Genomic DNA, 18,006 nt, shown 5'->3' with positions numbered 1-18,006 from the left:
ACAGGCGTGATCCACCCTGTGCGAGGGGCCGTAATCAGATAGTGAGCAAAGGGTCCTCAGCCCGTGGCGCGACGGGCCAGCGCGCCGCTCGACCTCGTCACCAGCGCCGCCAGCACCGCCGCGCCGAGCGGGACCAGGATCAGCAGGCCGCCCAGCGTCTCCCACGGCACGGCGAACGGCACGTACACGGCCTGGTCGGAGCCGGAGTGGGTGATCAGCCCCGCCAGCGCCCGGCGTTCCGTCAGCCGCAGCCCCGCCGCCGGCAACAGTCCGGCGGCGGTACCGAGGGCGACGCCCATCAGGGCCACCACCCCGCACTGGAACCCGCTCAGCGTCCGCCGCACCCGCGGCGGCGCCCCGACCGCGGCCAGCGTCTTGAGGTCGGCCTCGGCATCCGCCTGGGCCAGGCCGGTGGCGATGCCCGCCGCACCGATGGTGACGAGGCCCGCGAAGATCGTGAGGGCGAGGATCTCCACGCTGTCCCTGCCCTGGTAGCCCTCCTCGATCCTGACGGGGGCGTCGACGCCGATCCGGTCGATCATGGCCGCCAGCGCCTGGCGTTGTGCTCCCGTGGGCTTGTCGGCGAGGGTGAAGTACGTCCCGAACGGGGCCGTCCCCAGGCCCGCCGCCTTCACCGCACCGGGCGGCAGGACGATCTCGATCCCGTAGCCGGTGACCGAGTCGGGTGCCTGGTAGACCGGGAAGACCTTGACATCCTTCGGCTGGTCCCCGGCCCCCGGCACGCCCGGCCCCCGGGCGTCATCGGTGATCACCTGCATGGTGACCTTCCCCTCCTTGAAGTTGCGCCGGTCGAAGGAGACTGCCTGCCCGGACCTCAGCGCCGCGACCGCGCCCGGGTCGCTGACGCCCAGCACCGTCAGCAGCTTCTCGTCGGCCACGACGGTGTCGCGCGGCTGCATGAACTGCCGGTCCGTGCACCGCCAGTCCCGGCGCAGGGCCCGCACCTGGTCCATGCTGAGCTCGGACATCACGTTCTTCGACTCGTAGAGCGGGCAGCGGTTCTCCGGCGGCATGACGATCTCCAGCCGCCCGCAGCCCGGTTCGGTGGAGTAGGCATCGCAGGACGGCTTGCCGACCACCACCCGGTCCACGTCGGCCCGTACGGCGAGGGAGAACTCCTTCGCAAGGGCTTGGCGCGCGGCGGGGACGTCCTTGTAGCGGTCGTCCTCCGCGTTCGTCAGCATTCCGGCGCCGGCGGGCAGCGAGGCCACGTACTCGTGCCGGGCCTGGAGCTCCGTGCTGTGCTGGTACGTGGCCACGGCCACGGTGCCGGCCACGGCGGCCAGTACGGCCGCCACCGCCGGCGCCGTACGCCCGCGGTTGCGCACGGCGTCCCGCAGCGCGAGCCTCGGCGACAGCGGCAGCCACCGTCCGGCCCGGCCGAACAGCCCGACCAGCGTCGGCGTCAGGGCGACGACGCCCAACTCGGCCAGGGCGCTGCCGCCGGCCACCACCACGGTGCCCATCGCGGAGACGGCCCCGTACAGCGCGAGCGCGGCGCCCGCCGCGACGGCGACGATCCCGATGAGGGGCAGGACCCGGTTGGCGCGCCGGACCCCGCGACGGCCCGTGAGCGAGGCCAGCACGGTCTGCCGGGAGGCGGTGACGGCGGGGACGACCGCGGCGAGCAGCCCGGTCAGTACGGCGACCAGCGCGACGGCGAGGAGTTCCAGAGGGCGGACCTCGAACCCGCCCCAGCGCAGCCCCAGGTACTCCTCCAGCACCGGCCGGAGCCCGAGGGTCAGCGCCACGCCGAGTGCCGTGCCGACGACGGCGGACGCCGCTCCGATGACGAGACCGCCGGACAGGACGATGGCCCGGATGTGCCGCCGGTCACCGCCGTTGGCGCCGACCAGGCCGAGCTGGCGGGCCGAGCGCCGGGCACCGACCGCGAAGGCGGGGCCGGCCAGCAGGCAGACCTCCAGCATGGCGAGGCCCACGACCGTTGCCAGGACGGTCAGTTCGACCGCCTTGGTCGACGCTCCGCTGTAGTCGCCGTCCCTGTCCTCCTCGCGCTGCTGCGCGTACAGCGGCACTTCGGAGTCGGCCGGCGGGTGGAGGTTGGCGGCGCGCGAGAGGGCGAGCAGCCCCTTCGCGTTGGCCGCCCGCACCATGTTCCACGTGAAACCATCCCCGCCGACCTTGACGAGGAAGCTGTCGTCGACGCTCAGGCCCTGGCCGCCGGCGCCCGTCAGGGCGCGGTCGAGCGGGGCGAGAAGCGTCCGGGGCGGCGCGATGATCTGCGTGGTGTTCAGCGCGGACGGAAGCTCGTACGCACCGACGATCCGGTAGGACCGGGCAGCACCACGAGGGGTCAGCTCGGAGCCGACGAAGAATCCCGACTCCTCGAGGAACTTGTCCGTGGCGATGACCTCGCCCGCCGCCGAGGGCATCCGGCCACGCTTGAGGGTGAGCAGCCCCTCCACCAGCGGACTGGCCGTGTCCACCTCGCGCAGCTCGGTGTCGAGCAGCCCGTGCGTGGTGCGGACCTTGGCACCGCTGTGGCTGTCCTGCACGATCTGCGCACCCGGCGGGAGAACGGAGGCGACCGGCACGTCCTCCAGCTTCGGCTTCGTGGCGTCGTAGTCGCGGTATCCGCCGACGGGCTCGTACCGGTCGCCCGCCGGGTTCTGGTAGAGGGCGGTGTCGTAGGAGGGTTTGGTCAGCTTCGCGTCGGCGGCTCCGATCTGCCGGGACAGGGATTGCTCGACGGAGAGTGCGGAGCTGCGCCAGGTGAGGTCCACGGCGCTCACGCCGACGATCGGCAGGGCGATCATCGCGAGGACGAGGGCGCTGCGCCCCTTGGCGCGCCAGGCGTCACGGCGGGCGATACGGACCGCCGCGACCCACGAGTGGTACCAGGAGGCGAGGAAGGACGACGGCCGGGAAGACGTCGAGCCGGAAGACGACGGCCGGGAAGACGACGGGCTCACAGGCCGGCCGCCCGCCCCGAGAGCAGCGAGTCGGCCCCGCTGCGCAGCGTCTCGTCGACGACGCTGCCGTCGCGCAGGAACACGACCCGGTCTGCCCAGGCGGCGAACCGCGGCTCGTGCGTGACCAGGATCCCGGCCGCCCCCGCGTCGCAGCGCGAGCGCAGGAGGGCGAGGACGGCCTCGCCGGTCTCGGAGTCGAGGGCGCCGGTGGGCTCGTCGGCGAGGACCAGGCGGCGGTCGCCGACCAGGGCGCGGGCGATCGCGACGCGCTGCTGCTGCCCACCGGACATCTCGTCGGGGAACCGGTCGGCGAGCCGGCCGAGGTTCATCTCCTCCAGCGCGGCCAGGGCGGAGGCGCGCGCCTTGCGGGCGGAGACCCCGTCGAGCTCGCGCGGCAGCGCCACGTTCTCGGCGGCCGTGAGCGCCGGGATCAGGTTGTAGTCCTGGAAGACGTAGCCGATGCTGCGGCGGCGCAGCGCGGCCAGCTGTTTGCGGCTCGCGGTGGTGAGGTCGGTGCCCTCGACGACCACGCGTCCGGAGCTGGGGGTGTCGAGTCCCCCGGCGAGGGTGAGCAGCGTGGACTTGCCGGAGCCGGAGGGGCCCATCACGGCGACGAGTTCGCCGGGGTGGACGGCCAGGTCGATGCCGCGCAGGGCGTGGACCTCGGTGGCGCCGCTGCCGTGCGTGCGGACGAGTTTCTCCAGCTGGAGTACGGGGCGTTGCGTGTGCTGGTCGGGCATGTCGGGGTCCCCCCTGGGACGGTGGTTCAGCGCCGCCGCAGGCGGGCGGTGCGGGGCGGCTCGGTGGTCGCGGCGGCGACGGGGCCGCTCGCGGTGACGGTGGCGGCCGGTGCGGGCTCCTGGGACGGTGGCCGGGGCTCCTCGGGCGGTGCCCCGGGCTCTTCGGCTGCGCCGGCGGCCGACCGGGAGAGCCGTACGAGCCGTGCTTCGCAGTGGTCGAGCCAGCGCGCCTCGGCCTCGGTCTGGAAGATCAGCTGTTCGAGGACCAGCAGCCAGGCCACGTCGTCGCGTTCGTGCGTCTTGCCGCTCTCGATGGCGGCGAGCGCCTGGGCCTTGAGCCGGGTGTAGTCCTGCATGGCCTGGATGGTGGCGTGCCGCTGCGACTGGATGACCGCGCGGATGTCGACACCGGGAGCGCCGACGGCCATGGCGAGCTTGATGGACAACTCGTCGCGCGGCGGGTTGGTGCGGTCGACGGGGCGCTCGTACCACTGGTGCAGTTCGGCGCGCCCGGTGTCGGTGATGGCGTAGAGGGTGTGGCCGGCCGGGTCCTCGCCGCCCGGGGCGACGAGGCCGTCGCGCTCCAGACGGGCGAGCGTCGTGTAGACCTGCCCGACGTTGAGCGGCCAGGTGGAGCCGGTGCGGGATTCGAACTCGGTACGCAGCTGAGAGCCGTACCGAGGGCCCCTTTCGAGCAGGGCGAGCAGGCCGTGGCGGATGGACATACTCAGTATGTATACCGAGTATGTCCTCCGCCGCAACCGTCCCGGGGCGTACGCCGTGAGGAGGAGGGGGCCTACGGACCCCGCCGCAGCCGCACGCCGATGAACCCCAGGCCCAGCCCCATCAGGGCGAGCCCGGTGCCGAGCGGGAGCATGTGCGCGGCGAGGTCGGCGGCCCGGTCGTTCGTCCCCGTGCCGATCGCGTTGACCCCGGTGCCCGGGCTCGCCGAGCCGTCCGGGGCGGGGCTCACCCCGGGGGAGGCCGCGGTGGACGGGGCTCCGGTCGGCGCTCCGGTCGGCACTCCGGTGGAAGCCGCGGTCGGCGCGCCGGTGTCGGCCGTACCCGGCGCAACGCCGGGCGGCCGCTGCGGACGCGCGGGCAGTTGCCGCGGCCGGGAGGCCACCATCGCCTCGGGGTCGGCCGGCTCGCCGACGGGCCGCCCGGGCCGGTCCCGCCCGACGCCCGCGAAACTGCCGGCGAGCTCCTCGTAAGCCTCTTCGGGTACGAGGGCCACCTCGTCGGCGCTCGCGGAGGCCACCGGGACCGGGGCGGAGGCGGGGGCCCCGCCCTGCTCGGGCGCGACGCCCAGGAGTGCGGCCGCCGCCAGCACGGCCCAGGCCGCCCACACCGGCGCACGGAGGCGTTGGGTCACCGGGGAGCCCCTCCCGTCCGAGCGGCGCGGGCGGCGCGAGCGCGCGCAGCGGCAGCGCTCGGGCCTGTACAGGGCTCACATTTGCACGACGGGACAAAAGCGGCATCCCGGACCGCCCATCGGGGTGGCCCGGGATGCCGGAAGACAACCGCAGCGGCCCACCCGGGGCCGCCTACGGCCTACCGCCTACTGCGGATCACCGGTGGACACGGTCAGCGTGTACTCCTGGTCCTTCGTCACGGCGGTCCCGGCCACGGGGAACTGCGCGAGGACGGTGTCCTGCCCGAAGACGGCCTCGTCCTTGTTCTCGATCTTGTACTTGCCGCCCGCGGCCTGGATGCAGAGCTTCACCGAGGCCAGGTTCTTGTAGGTGAAGTCCGGGGCCGCGACCTTGGACGCGTCCTGCCAGTCCTTGGACGGGTTCTTGCACTTCTCCGTCTCCATCGTCCGCGAGGTGTCCGGACCCTTGTGACCCGCCTTGGCGGGGGACGATGCCGACGCCGAGGGCGTGGTGCCCCCGTTCCCCCGCGCCTGGTCCTTGTCGTCGCCGCCCATGTTGAGCGCCGCGATCAGCCCGCCGACGGCCAGCAGCGCCACCACGATCGCCCCGACGATCACCGGGGTGTTCGACTTCGGGGCCGCGGTCCCCGCCCCGCCCCCCGGGTTCGGCGAGATGGTGAACGGCGCCGGGGTCTGCGGGCCGTAGTGGTGCTGCGCGCCCTGCGGCGCGTGCTGCTGGGACGGGTACGCGTAGCCGCCCGGCGCCGGAGTGTGCGGCGCGTACGGGGACGGTCCCGTCTGCGCGGCCTGGTACGGCTGCTGCACCGACTGCGGCGGCGTCTGGTAGGCGGAGTCGACCGGCGGGAACACGGCCGAACTCACCCCGGCGCCGCTGCCGCCCGCCGCCGCACCGGGGACGATGACCGGCGCGCCCGTGTGACCGGCCGACAGCACCCGCGCGATCTCGTCGCCCATGGCCGCGGCCGTCGGGAAACGCTCGTTCGGGTTCTTCTTCAAGGCGCGGGCCACCAGCGCGTCCATCGCCGGCGTCACGGAGCGGTTGACGGAGGACGGGGCGACCGGCTCCTCCTGCACGTGGGCGTAGGCGATGGCCAGCGGCGAGTCCGCGTCGAAGGGCAGCCGGCCGGTCAGCAGCTGGAACAGCATGATGCCGACCGAGTACAGGTCGGAGCGGGCGTCGACGGCCCGTCCCAGCGCCTGCTCGGGCGACAGGTACTGGGGGGTGCCCACGACCATGCCGGTCTGCGTCATCGAGGTGACCCCCGACTGCATGGCGCGTGCGATGCCGAAGTCCATGACCTTGACCACGCCGCGCTTGGTCATCATGACGTTGCCCGGCTTGATGTCGCGGTGGACCAGGCCCATCTCGTGGCTGGTCTCCAGCGCGGCCAGCACGTCCGCCGTCACCTTGAGCGCCCGGTCGGCGGGCATCGCGCCGTACTGCGCGACGTCCGCCTGGAGCACGGAGCCGAGCGGCTGCCCCTCCACGTACTCCATGACGATGTACGGCATCGGAGCGCCGTCGTCCGCGACGGAGCCGCCGAACGTGACCGTTCCCTCGCCCGTATCGAATACCGAGACGATGTTGGTGTGCGACAGTTTCGCAACAGCCTGCGCCTCGCGGCGGAACCGCTCGCGGAAGGACGCTTCGCGGCCGAGTTCGCTGTGCAGGGTTTTGATGGCGACCTGTCGGTCGAGCGCCGAGTCGTAGGCGAGATAGACGGACGCCATGCCGCCTTCGCCCAGCAAGTCCCTTAGCTGGTAACGGCCACCGGACAGGGAACCGCCTGCGTACCGGCCCCGTGTGCCGTCCTGGCTCATGACTGTTGCTTCCCCTCGGGCTGTGTCCGAACGCGTCTGGCAGAGCGCATGTGGCGCCCAGTCTGCCGGAGGGCAAGCGCCAGTCAAGCCAGGTGCCCGTTCCGTGACCGGGGGGCCACGGCGTGCCATTGCCCGAACGGCGACCTGTTCCGAGGCTGTAGCGTTCGTCGGAGCACCCGAAGAGGACCCGCAGAAGTTACGGACGAGAGAGACGACGGCGAGGACTGATGGCACCCGAACCCGACGGAACCGGCGCCGGGATGGCCGAGGATCCTGAGCATTGGGGCGCAGGCGGCCTGGTGGGCGACGGCCGCTACCGCCTCACGCACCGCCTCGGACGAGGCGGTATGGCGGAGGTGTTCGCCGCCGAGGACGTCCGGCTGGGCCGCACCGTCGCCGTGAAGCTGCTGCGCGCCGACCTCGCCGAGGACCCGGTGTCCAAGGCCCGCTTCACCCGCGAGGCACAGTCGGTCGCCGGGCTCAACCACCATGCCGTCGTCGCGGTCTACGACTCGGGCGAGGACCGGGTCGGCCCGAACGTCGTCCCGTACATCGTCATGGAGCTGGTCGAAGGCCGCACCATCCGCGAGCTGCTGATCAGCGCGGAGGCCCCGGGGCCGGAGCAGGCGCTGATCATCGTGTCGGGCGTGCTGGAAGCGCTCGCGTACTCGCACCAGCACGGCATCGTGCACCGCGACATCAAGCCCGCGAACGTCATCATCACCAACACCGGTGCGGTGAAGGTGATGGACTTCGGCATCGCGCGCGCCCTGCACGGCGCGCAGTCGACGATGACCCAGACCGGCATGGTCATGGGCACTCCCCAGTACCTGTCGCCCGAACAGGCCCTCGGCAAGGCCGTGGACCACCGCTCGGACCTGTACGCGACCGGCTGCCTGCTGTACGAACTCCTCGCGCTGCGGCCCCCCTTCACCGGTGAGACGCCGCTGTCGGTGGTCTACCAGCACGTCCAGGACGTACCGGTCCCGCCGTCCCAGCTGCCCGAGGGCCAGCACATCCCGCAGGAGCTCGACGGCCTGGTCATGCGCTCCCTGGCGAAGGACCCGGACGACCGGTTCCAGAGCGCCGAGGAGATGCGCGCACTGGTCCAGTACGCGCTGCAGATGCTCCAGGAGCAGGGGCCCAACTCCGGTACGTGGAACACCGGTCCGGTCACCATGGCGCTGCCGCACGGGCAGGCCGGCGGTGGCGCCCCGACGACGCCGATGCGCGGACCCGGCGGGCCGCGCCCGCCGTACGGCCAGAACGCCACGACCTCGCAGTTCCAGCGGCCGATGGTGCCCGCGCTGAACCCGGACGACGGCACGGCCTTCCCGGGTGGCGGTGGCCGCGGCGGGCACGGCCAGGGCCAGGGCGGCGGTTACGGCCCGGGCGGCGGCTACGACGGCTATGACGGCTACGACGACCGCCGGGGCGGCAGCCGCTGGAAGATGTGGGTGTTCGCGGTCCTCGCGGTCCTCGCGATCGCCGGCGGCATCGCCTACGCCGTCAAGACGGTGGGCGGCGGCGGTGGCGGCGGCAACAAGCCGAGCACCACGACCAGCAGTTCCCCGAACGCCTCGCAGAGCTCCTCCTCCTCTTCGGAGACCACCCCCTCCACGGAGCCCTCGGACTCCTCGGATTCGAGCGAAGAGCCCACCTACAAGCCGACCCCGGGCCGCACCAAGTACACGCCGAGCACCACGCCGACGCCGTCGACGGAGCCGACGGCCTCGGAGAAGCCGACGGAAACGGAAAAGCCCCCGACCTCGGACAAGCCGACGCCGTCGGAGAAGCCGACGAAGCCGACCGCGCCGCCCACCGGCGGCGCGGTGAACAACGAAGGCGAATAGGGACGGTCATACGACGGTCACAGGAACGGGCCCGACGGAAGGATTTCCGCCGGGCCCGGCCCTTTTCCGCTTGCAGACCTCCCGGCCGCCGACCAACGCGGCCGGCTCCGGGTCCTGAATGGAATCGCGTTCGCGTGCTGCTCGCGCGCCCCTCGAACGGCACTCGCGCCGCGGTCGTACGCCCTCGCGCACCGCTCGCGCCGCGGTCGTACGCCCTCGCGCACCGCTCACGCACCGCTCGCGCGCCGGTGGGAGGTGCCGGCCTCCTCGGCTAGACGCGCTTCTCCGCCTGGAGGCGCGCCACGTACGCCGCCGCCTGCGAGCGCCGCTCCATGCCGAGTTTCGACAGCAGGCTGGAGACGTAGTTCTTGATGGTCTTCTCGGCCAGGTGCAGCCGCTCGCCGATGACGCGGTTCGTCAGCCCCTCGCCGATCAGGTCGAGGATCTTGCGCTCCTGTTCGGTGAGGTGCGACAGCCGGTCGTCGCCCCTGCCGTTGTTGCCGTCGCGCAGCCGCTCCAGTACCCGCGCGGTGGCCACCGGGTCCAGCAGCGACTTGCCCTCCGCGACGTCCCGTACCGCGCTGAGCAGCTCGTTCCCGCGGATGGCTTTCAGCACGTACCCCGAGGCGCCGGCCATGATCGCGTCGAACAGGGCTTCGTCGTCCGCGAACGAGGTGAGCATCAGGCACTTGATGCCCTCGTCCTGCGAGCGCACCTCCCGGCACACCTCCACCCCGCTGCCGTCCGGTAGCCGCACGTCGAGGACCGCGACGTCGGGGCGGGTCGCCGGGATCCGCACCATCGCGTCGGCGGCCGTACCCGCCTCGCCCACGATTTCGATGTCGTCTTCCACGGACAGCAGCTCATGCACTCCCCGGCGTACCACTTCGTGGTCGTCCAGGAGGAATACCTTGATTTTACCGTTTTCGGGCACGGAGTCAGTTTCACACACTCACCCCTTCCCTGCCGCAGTTACCCGGGATAACGTGCCGTTGTTCCGGCCCCCTGCAAGGCTGTGACCAGTGGTTGTTCCCGCCGCCGCCGATTTACTTGGATATCCAAGCAAAATCGCAGGTCAAACGGGGTTTCGCAGTTATGCGAGGCACTGGGTAACGTGCATTGCGCAGGGCACTCGCCGGGGCACCTGTCACGCCTGAATCCCGTACCTTCCTCGCACCCACCCCGTGCGCGGGTACGCATGCAGGTGAGCCGCACTGGACCCCGGAGAACCCGGGTGCCGGACCGACGGAGGAGCACACGTGACCGTGGAGAGCACTGCCGCGCGCAAGCCGCGACGCAGCAGCGGCACCAAGCGGGCGGCCGGCGCCGATAGCGCCCGCAAGACCGCCGTTGCCACCGCACAGCCGCACGACGCCGAGCCTCAGCTCGTACAGCTGCTGACGCCCGAGGGAGAACGGGTCGAGAGCGCCGACAGCGCGCAGTTCGCCCCCTTCGTCGCCGACATCACCACCGAGGACCTGCGCGGGCTCTACCGCGACATGGTCCTGACCCGCCGTTTCGACGGTGAGGCGACCGCCCTGCAGCGTCAGGGCGAGCTGGGCCTGTGGGCCTCGCTCCTCGGTCAGGAAGCCGCGCAGATCGGCTCCGGCCGGGCGCTGCGCGACGACGACTACGTCTTCCCCACCTACCGTGAACACGGTGTGGCCTGGTGCCGCGGGGTCGACCCGACCAACCTGCTCGGCATGTTCCGCGGCGTGAACCACGGTGGCTGGGACCCGAACACCAACAACTTCCACCTGTACACGATCGTCATCGGCTCCCAGACGCTGCACGCGACCGGGTACGCGATGGGCGTGGCCAAGGACGGCGCGGACTCCGCGGTCATCGCCTATTTCGGTGACGGCGCGTCCAGCCAGGGTGACGTCGCCGAGGCGTTCACCTTCTCGGCGGTGTACAACTCCCCGGTCGTGTTCTTCTGCCAGAACAACCAGTGGGCGATCTCCGAGCCCACCGAGCGCCAGATGCGCGTGCCGCTCTACCAGCGGGCCCAGGGCTTCGGCTTCCCGGGCGTGCGCGTCGACGGCAACGACGTCCTGGCCTGCCTGGCGGTCACCCGCTGGGCGCTGGAGCGGGCGCGCAACGGCGAGGGTCCGACGCTGGTCGAGGCGTTCACGTACCGCATGGGCGCGCACACCACCTCCGACGACCCGACGAAGTACCGGCGCGACGAGGAGACGGCGGCCTGGGAGGCCAAGGACCCGATCCTGCGCCTCAAGGCCCACCTCCTGGCGACGGGCGGCGCCGACGAGGCGTTCTTCGCGCAGCTGGAGGAGGAGAGCGAGACGCTGGGCAAGCGGGTGCGCGAGGTCGTGCGCGCCATGCCCGACCCGGACACCATGGCGATCTTCGAGAACGTCTACGCGGACGGGCACGCGCTCGTCGACGAGGAGCGCGCCCAGTTCGCCGCCTACCTCGCGTCCTTCGAAGGCGGGGAGTGACCACCATGGCCGTACAGAAGCTGACCATCGCGAAGGCGCTCAACGACTCGTTGCGCAAGGCCCTGGAGACCGACCCCAAGGTCCTGATCATGGGTGAGGACGTCGGCAAGCTCGGCGGCGTCTTCCGCATCACCGACGGCCTGCAGAAGGACTTCGGCGAGGAGCGGGTCATCGACACCCCGCTCGCCGAGTCCGGCATCGTCGGCACGGCGATCGGCCTGGCGCTGCGCGGGTACCGGCCCGTCGTGGAGATCCAGTTCGACGGGTTCGTCTTCCCCGCCTACGACCAGATCGTCACGCAGCTCGCGAAGATGCACGCGCGCTCGCTCGGCAAGATCAAGATGCCGGTCGTCATCCGCATCCCCTACGCGGGCGGCATCGGCGCGGTCGAGCACCACAGCGAATCCCCGGAGACGCTGTTCGCGCACGTCCCGGGCCTCAAGGTGGTCTCCCCGTCGAACGCGAGCGACGCCTACTGGATGCTCCAGCAGGCGATCCTCAGCGACGACCCGGTGATCTTCTTCGAGCCGAAGCGGCGCTACTGGGACAAGGGCGAGGTCGATGTCGACGCGATCCCGGACGCCCTGCACGCCGCCCGCGTGGCGCGCGCCGGCACGGACCTCACCCTGGCCGCCTACGGCCCGATGGTGAAGGTCTGCCTGGAGGCGGCGGCCGCGGCGGCCGAGGAGGGCAAGTCGGTGGAGGTCGTCGACCTGCGGTCGATGTCCCCGATCGACTTCGACGGTCTGCAGGCTTCGGTGGAGCGCACCCGCCGCCTGGTCATCGTCCACGAGGCGCCGGTGTTCCTGGGCGTGGGTTCGGAGATCGCCGCGCGCATCACGGAGCGGTGCTTCTACCACCTGGAGGCGCCGGTGCTGCGCGTGGGCGGGTTCCACGCCCCGTACCCGCCGGCCCGCCTGGAGGACGAGTACCTGCCGGGCCTGGACAGGGTGCTCGACGCCGTCGACCGCTCGCTGGCGTACTGAGGAGCCACGTTCATGACCATCCGCGAATTCAAGATGCCCGACGTGGGCGAGGGCCTCACCGAGGCCGAGATCCTCAAGTGGTACGTCCAGCCGGGTGACACCGTCACCGACGGGCAGGTCGTCTGCGAGGTCGAGACCGCGAAGGCGGCCGTGGAGCTGCCGATTCCGTTCGACGGGACCGTGCACGCGCTGCTCTTCGAGGAGGGCACCACGGTCGACGTCGGCCAGGTGATCATCTCGGTGCAGACGGAAGGCCCGGCCGCCGAGGCCCCGGCACAGGAGGTGGCGGCCCCGGCCGCCGCCGAGGAGCCGGCCGCCGAGGCGCGCCAGCCCGTCCTGGTGGGCTACGGCGTGTCCACGGCCTCGACGAAGCGCCGGCCGCGCAAGGCCGCCGCGGAGGCGGGAGCGGGCTCGGCGGCCGCCCCGGCGGCGTCCGCCGCCCCGGCCGCTGTTCCGGCCGCCACCGCCGTTCCCGCGCAGAACGGGACCGGCGCGCTGAACGGCAACGGCAATGGCAATGGCAACGGCACGATGGCCGGGGGCGCCGAGCGTCCCCTGGCCAAGCCGCCGGTGCGCAAGCTCGCCAAGGACCTCGGCATCGACCTCGCCTCGGTGGTCCCCACCGGCGAGGGCGGCGTCGTGACCCGCGAGGACGTGCACGCGGCCGCCGCGGCCGCCGTCGCCCCGCAGACCGCTCCGGCCGCTCCGGCAGCCGCACCGGCCGCCGCGGCACCGGCCCCGGCCGCCGCGGCACCGGCCCCGGCCGCCGCACAGGCACCCGCCCAGGCCCCCGCCGGGGCGACGGCGCGCGAGACCCGCATCCCGGTCAAGGGCGTCCGCAAGGTCACCGCCCAGGCCATGGTCGGCTCCGCCTTCACCGCGCCGCACGTCACCGAGTTCATCACCCTCGACGTGACGCGCACGATGAAGCTGGTCCAGCAGCTCAAGGACGACCCGGACCTCGCCGGTCTGCGGATCAACCCGCTGCTCCTCATCGCCAAGGCGGTGCTCGTGGCCGTCCGCCGCAACCCGGACGTCAACGCGTCCTGGGACGAGGCGGCCCAGGAGATCGTGCTCAAGCACTACGTCAACCTCGGCATCGCTGCGGCCACCCCGCGCGGCCTGATCGTCCCGAACATCAAGGACGCCCACGCCAAGACGCTGCCCGAGCTGTCGACGGCCCTGTCCGAGCTGGTCGCCACGGCCCGCGACGGCAAGACCTCCCCGGCCGACATGCAGAACGGCACGATCACCATCACCAACGTCGGCGTCTTCGGCGTCGACACCGGGACGCCCATCATCAACCCGGGCGAGTCCGCGATCCTCGCGGTCGGTGCGATCAAGCTCCAGCCGTGGGTCCACAAGGGCAAGGTCAAGCCGCGCCAGGTCACCACGCTGGCGCTGTCCTTCGACCACCGTCTGATCGACGGCGAGCTCGGATCCCGCTTCCTGGCCGACATCGCGGCGGTCCTGGAACACCCCCGCCGCCTCGTCACCTGGTCGTAACGCACAGGAGAACGCACGCGGCGCCGGTGGCCGGGCCCCTTCGGGGAGCCCGGCCACCGGCCGTTCGGGCGCGGAAAACTGCTGGCCGACGGCCCCACCCTGCCCGATCATCGGCGGATGATCTTCCGCGCTGCGACCGCAGACCCCACGGACATCGACCGCGTCCTCACCTACCCCGCCGACGGCCCCGTCGACGCGCTCGCCGCCGACCGCATCCGGGAGGAGCTGGCGGCGGGCCGGATGCGCCCCGAGTGGGTCTGGTTCGCCGAGGACGAGGGCGGCGAGGTCCTCGCCCGCGCCCTGTGGTGGGGCCGGGAGGACAGCGAGCGGCCCGTCGCTCTGGACTGCCTCCAGGTCCGGGCCACCGTCGACGATCCGGCCACCGTCGCCGCCGGCCTGCTCGCCGCCGGACACGCGGCCTTCGGGGTCCTGCCCCTCTACAACGCCTCCCTGCCCCGCGACTGGCGCGCCCGCCCCGACGTCGTCGAAGCCGTCGCCTGGCGTCGGGAGGCGGGGCGCAGGGCCGGGCTGACGAACGGGATCGAGCGCCTGCGCTACGAGTGGACCCCGGCCGCCGGGACCGCGGAGCCCACCGGGCGGCTGGTGTTCCGCGAGGGCACGGACGAGGAGTTCGTCGAAGCGTTCGCCCGCGTCTCGGCCGGGAGCCTGGACGCGCACACCCGGACCGAACTGCGCTCCATGGACGCCGTGCAACTGGCCCGGGAGGACGTCGGGTTCTACCGCGACTGCCCGGGCGAACGCTCCTGGTGGCGGCTCGCGGAGCTCCCGGACGGCACCCTCGCCGGGTTCGCCGTTCCCTCGGCGACCCCCTACCACCGCAACGTCGGCTACCTCGGCGTCGTGCCCGAACAGCGCGGCAAGGGCCTGATCGACGAGATCCTCGCGGAGATCACCCGCTTCCACGCCGGTCAGGGCGCCCGCCGCATCACCGCGACCACGGACACCGTCAACGCCCCCATGGCCGCCGCCTTCGACCGCGCCGGCTACGAGGTCACGGAGATCCGCCTGGTCCTGGAAGGGCCGTCGCGGGCCTGACCGCAGGGCGGGCGGCTCCCGGCCGGGAGACGGGCGGCCCCGGCCGGGAGGGCGGCCCTGTGCCCTCCCCGGCTGCCGTAGGCGCCTAGCCGGCCTTGGTGGCGTTGCCGAGCACGTTCGTCGGGGTGATGCGCAGGACCACCCGTACGTTCTCCGCGGGCGCCTGCGCGTACTCCCGGCCCGCGCCCGGTCCCAGGTACTCCTCGGCGATCCGGACGGCGACGGTCCGCCCCGTGTCCTCGGAGACCGAGGCGGTGCCGCGGATCTCCGCGTAGAGGAACGGGTTGGTCAGGTCGAAGACGGTCAGGCCGACCCGCGCGTCCCGGGCGATGTTCCGCTCCTTGCGGCGACCCTGCTCGGTGGAGACCAGCACGTCGTCGCCGTCCCGGGTCACCCACACCACCGAACTCTGCGGTCCGCCATCGGGGTTGAGCGTCGTCAGGATGGCCGGATGCGGCGCGTCCAGCAGTTTGCGTACGGTGTCGTTCAGCTCAACGGTCATGCCGCACAGGCTAGTTGGCCGGCGCACGGCGGCGCGCCGGGTTCCGCGGCCCGCGGTGCGACTACCCGAGGTCCGCGCGTCAGCCCCAGGCGAGGTTGAGCCACGGGCTTCCCGGGTCGCCCGTCAGTTCGCGGTGCGCGGTGACCATCTCCTCGTACCACCGCCCGAACTCCTCCTCGTCGAACTGCATGCAGCGCCCGAGGACGAACCCCGCCGACAGCTCCTCCCAGGACCGGTACGCGAGCCGGCACGCCTTTCCGGCCCGCACCACGACGTCCTCGGCCTCGGCGAGCGTCCCGAAGCGGGCGCCGACGCCCCAGCGGGCCATCTGGGAGGCCCGGCCGTAGTCCCACGCCTCCACCGACCGCACGTACTTGCCCTCGCCGAGCACCCCGTCCGCCCGGAACCGCTGCTCGTAGCGGGTGATCCGGCCGATGACCCGCTGCACGCCCGCGATCTCGCCCTCGACCTCGGCTGTCGGACGCGGCTGGGCGACCGTCACCCCGTCGGGGGTCAGCCGGGGCTCGGCGGCCCGCTCGGCGTTGGCCCGCAAGGTCGCCTCGGTGGCGTGGCGCCAGTGCTCGATGTCCACGGGTCCGGCGAACTCCTGGGCCAGCGCCTGGCGCACGCGGAGCGCGAACTCCCACACCGGACTGACCATGTCGGCCCGCAGCAGCCGCTCGGTGGTGACGAGCCACTCCTCGCGGGTGGTCACGCCCCAGCTGTCGCGGAGCGTCTCGCGCTCCTTGGTGTAGCCCTGGCCGTGGTAGGCGAGGGAGTTCCAGAACATGCCGTTGCGCACGGACAGGTGCGCGCCGCAGGCCAGCCCGAAGGCGACGGGGCCGTGCAGGGGCCCGCCGACGTGGAGGGCGTGGACCTTGCCCTGTTCCAGGCCCACGTACCGCGGCCGGCGGCCGTCGTGCAGGGCCCAGGTGGCGCGGTGGGCGGGCGAGGCGGGCAGGAGGGTCTCGAAGGGGGTTCCGGGGTTCACGGCCAGGAACGGGGGCCCGTCGGGCGGGAAGCTCTCGCAGAACCACCCGAGGTCGACGCTCTCGAAGACGAGCTCGGGAGTGGGCGCGGGCAGCATCCCCTCCGTGAAGACCACGTACGCCTCGGCGCGCGCCTGCGGCAAGTGGACCCGCTGACGGCGCACCTGGGTGGGGTGGGCGTCCTGGAAGGACCGTTCCTGCGGTACGAAGAGATCGGCGAGCGCGAGGGCGTCGAAGAACGCCGGCCAGTTCCCGGCGGCCTTGGCCTCTTCCAGCTCTCGTTCTATGGCGCTCGGTGCGGTCCAGGTCCCCATGGGGAAACCCTATCCGTGCGTATCGGGCGCCAGTTCGGGCCTCCCGTGCCCCCGGCGGCCGCCGCGTCTTCGTCGGCCCGGCCCGCGAGGGGGAACCCGACGCCCGGCCCCGATCGTTACGCTGTGTGACGACGGTGCGTCCATCCGGGTCGCGCTCCGGGGTGATGGGGTTCGGGCAGGTCAGGCAGGTGATTTACGCCGTTGCGCGGCGTGTCGGCGGCTGTGGAGGAGCAGCTCCGGTTGCGGGCGGTGACCGGCTGTCGGTGAGTGGTATGGGGCAGCTCCACGGCCCCGCGTCATCCCGGACCACACGGTCATCACATCGCTGAACAGGAGAGAGCCGTTGCACCGCATCACCCGCTACTCCATCCCCGCCGCCCTCTGCGTGACCCTGCTGACCGCCTCCCCGGGCATCGCGGCAGCCGTCTCCTCGCCCGAGCGCCCGTCCGTCACCTTCGCCGGGCAGACCGTTCCCGGCAGTGAGGCGCTGCTCGCCCAGGCGCAGTCGCTCGCCGCCGCCGCCGAAGTGGTCGAACCCGTCACGGACCTGCTCTCGGCGGTGCTGAAGTCGCCGAACGGGAAGGTGTCGGAGGCCGAGCTGGCCGCCGTCAAGAAGCAGCTGGAGCCCGCGTTCGCGGAGCTGCGCCAGAGCCTGCCCGAGTCGGCGAAGCCGCTGCCGGCCCCCGTACCGGCGGACCCGGCGGTGGCGAAGCCGGTGATGGCCAAGCCGGTGATGGCCGAGCCCGCCGACCCGCCGGCCGACCCGGCGGCCAAGCCCCCGGTCGCGCAGCCTCCGGTCGCCCAGCCGGCGAAGCCTCCGGTTGCCGAGCCGGCGAAGCCTCCGGTTGCCGAGCCGGCGAAGCCTCCGGTTGCCGAGCCAGCCAAGCCCCCGGTCGCGCAGCCCCCGGTCGCCCAGCCGGCGAAGCCTCCGGTTGCCGAGCCGGCGAAGCCTCCGGTCGCGCAGCCCCCGGCGGCCCAGCCGGCGAAGCCTCCGGTTGCCGAGCCGGCGAAGCCTCCGGTCGCGCAGCCCCCGGCGGCCCAGCCCGCGAAGCCCCCCGTCGCGCAGCCCGCGAACCCGGCGGCCCCCGTGGCGAAGCCCCCGGTCGCCGAGCCCGTGAAGCCGGCCGACCCGGCGGCGAAGCCCCCGGTCGCGCAGCCCGCGAACCCGGCCGCCCCGGCGGCCAAGCTCCCGGTCGCGACTCCGGTCACCGCACCGAAGGCCGCTCCCGTCGACAAGGCCGCCGCCGCCGTCGACAAGCTCAAGGCCTCCGTCGACGGCCTCCTCAAGGTCGCCGAGACCGGCAGCAACTCCGCCGACGCCAAGGCCAAGGCCGACACGGTCGTGACCGACCTGGGCAACGTCCTCCTCGTCATGGTCAACGGTTCGGGCCAGCAGAAGGCGCCCACTGCCTGAGCGCCCCCCAAAAAAC

At 72.7% G+C, this 18,006-nt stretch carries 14 protein-coding genes; 6 read left to right on the top strand and 8 right to left on the bottom strand.

What is annotated here, in order from left to right:
- Positions 1 to 56: 56 nt before the first annotated feature.
- The 5 genes from OHA81_RS15840 to OHA81_RS15820 all read right to left on the bottom strand — a co-directional run bounded on the left by OHA81_RS15840 (position 57) and on the right by OHA81_RS15820 (position 6,911).
- A complete protein-coding gene (locus tag OHA81_RS15840) occupies positions 57 to 2,798 on the bottom strand; it encodes an ABC transporter permease (protein ID WP_329202310.1) in 2,742 nt (913 codons plus the stop codon).
- Positions 2,799 to 2,950: 152 nt separating this feature from the next.
- A complete protein-coding gene (locus tag OHA81_RS15835) occupies positions 2,951 to 3,694 on the bottom strand; it encodes an ABC transporter ATP-binding protein (RefSeq protein ID WP_329196569.1) in 744 nt (247 codons plus the stop codon).
- A gap of 26 nt (positions 3,695 to 3,720) precedes the next feature.
- On the bottom strand, positions 3,721 to 4,419 hold the full coding sequence (locus OHA81_RS15830) for a PadR family transcriptional regulator (RefSeq protein WP_329196568.1): 699 nt from the start codon (positions 4,417 to 4,419) through the stop codon (positions 3,721 to 3,723).
- Between the two features lie 71 nt (positions 4,420 to 4,490).
- A complete protein-coding gene (locus OHA81_RS15825; protein ID WP_329196566.1) occupies positions 4,491 to 5,069 on the bottom strand; it encodes a hypothetical protein in 579 nt (192 codons plus the stop codon).
- A gap of 186 nt (positions 5,070 to 5,255) precedes the next feature.
- Positions 5,256 to 6,911, bottom strand: a complete 1,656-nt coding sequence (locus OHA81_RS15820) for a protein kinase domain-containing protein (protein WP_329196565.1) — start codon at positions 6,909 to 6,911, stop codon at positions 5,256 to 5,258.
- Between the two features lie 227 nt (positions 6,912 to 7,138).
- Here OHA81_RS15820 and OHA81_RS15815 point away from each other — a divergent pair, with 227 nt between their 5' ends.
- Positions 7,139 to 8,764 (top strand): protein kinase domain-containing protein, encoded by a 1,626-nt coding sequence (locus OHA81_RS15815; protein ID WP_329196563.1) that lies wholly within the window; start codon positions 7,139 to 7,141, stop codon positions 8,762 to 8,764.
- A 271-nt stretch (positions 8,765 to 9,035) separates the two neighbouring features.
- Here OHA81_RS15815 and OHA81_RS15810 read toward each other — a convergent pair whose 3' ends face one another.
- Entirely contained in the window at positions 9,036 to 9,698 is a 663-nt protein-coding gene (locus OHA81_RS15810) for a response regulator transcription factor (RefSeq protein ID WP_329196561.1), read from the bottom strand.
- A gap of 325 nt (positions 9,699 to 10,023) precedes the next feature.
- Between OHA81_RS15810 and pdhA the strand changes: the two genes are divergently transcribed.
- The 4 genes from pdhA (at position 10,024) to OHA81_RS15790 (ending at position 14,771) form a co-directional block, all read left to right on the top strand.
- Positions 10,024 to 11,223, top strand: coding sequence for a pyruvate dehydrogenase (acetyl-transferring) E1 component subunit alpha (gene pdhA / locus OHA81_RS15805; protein ID WP_329196559.1), 1,200 nt, complete (start codon positions 10,024 to 10,026; stop codon positions 11,221 to 11,223).
- Positions 11,224 to 11,228: 5 nt separating this feature from the next.
- A complete protein-coding gene (locus tag OHA81_RS15800) occupies positions 11,229 to 12,209 on the top strand; it encodes an alpha-ketoacid dehydrogenase subunit beta (protein ID WP_190185636.1) in 981 nt (326 codons plus the stop codon).
- Positions 12,210 to 12,221: 12 nt separating this feature from the next.
- Positions 12,222 to 13,715 (top strand): dihydrolipoamide acetyltransferase family protein, encoded by a 1,494-nt coding sequence (locus OHA81_RS15795; protein ID WP_329196557.1) that lies wholly within the window; start codon positions 12,222 to 12,224, stop codon positions 13,713 to 13,715.
- 117 nt (positions 13,716 to 13,832) lie between these two features.
- Entirely contained in the window at positions 13,833 to 14,771 is a 939-nt protein-coding gene (locus OHA81_RS15790) for a GNAT family N-acetyltransferase (RefSeq protein ID WP_329196555.1), read from the top strand.
- 85 nt (positions 14,772 to 14,856) lie between these two features.
- On the opposite strand, the gene OHA81_RS15785 is transcribed toward OHA81_RS15790, so the two are convergent.
- The gene (locus OHA81_RS15785; RefSeq protein WP_329196553.1) at positions 14,857 to 15,273 is read right to left on the bottom strand and encodes a PPOX class F420-dependent oxidoreductase; all 417 of its coding nucleotides are present in this window, start codon (positions 15,271 to 15,273) and stop codon (positions 14,857 to 14,859) included.
- Positions 15,274 to 15,352: 79 nt separating this feature from the next.
- Positions 15,353 to 16,576, bottom strand: coding sequence for a DUF1266 domain-containing protein (locus tag OHA81_RS15780; RefSeq protein ID WP_329196552.1), 1,224 nt, complete (start codon positions 16,574 to 16,576; stop codon positions 15,353 to 15,355).
- A 343-nt stretch (positions 16,577 to 16,919) separates the two neighbouring features.
- Here OHA81_RS15780 and OHA81_RS15775 point away from each other — a divergent pair, with 343 nt between their 5' ends.
- Positions 16,920 to 17,990, top strand: a complete 1,071-nt coding sequence (locus OHA81_RS15775; protein WP_329196550.1) for a hypothetical protein — start codon at positions 16,920 to 16,922, stop codon at positions 17,988 to 17,990.
- Positions 17,991 to 18,006: the final 16 nt, after the last annotated feature.

Origin of the sequence: Streptomyces sp. NBC_00667 (assembly GCF_036226825.1) — a bacterium.
Lineage (GTDB): Bacteria > Actinomycetota > Actinomycetes > Streptomycetales > Streptomycetaceae > Streptomyces.
Note: the sequence above shows the minus strand (reverse complement) of the source record. Positions and strands in the feature narration are given on the sequence as shown.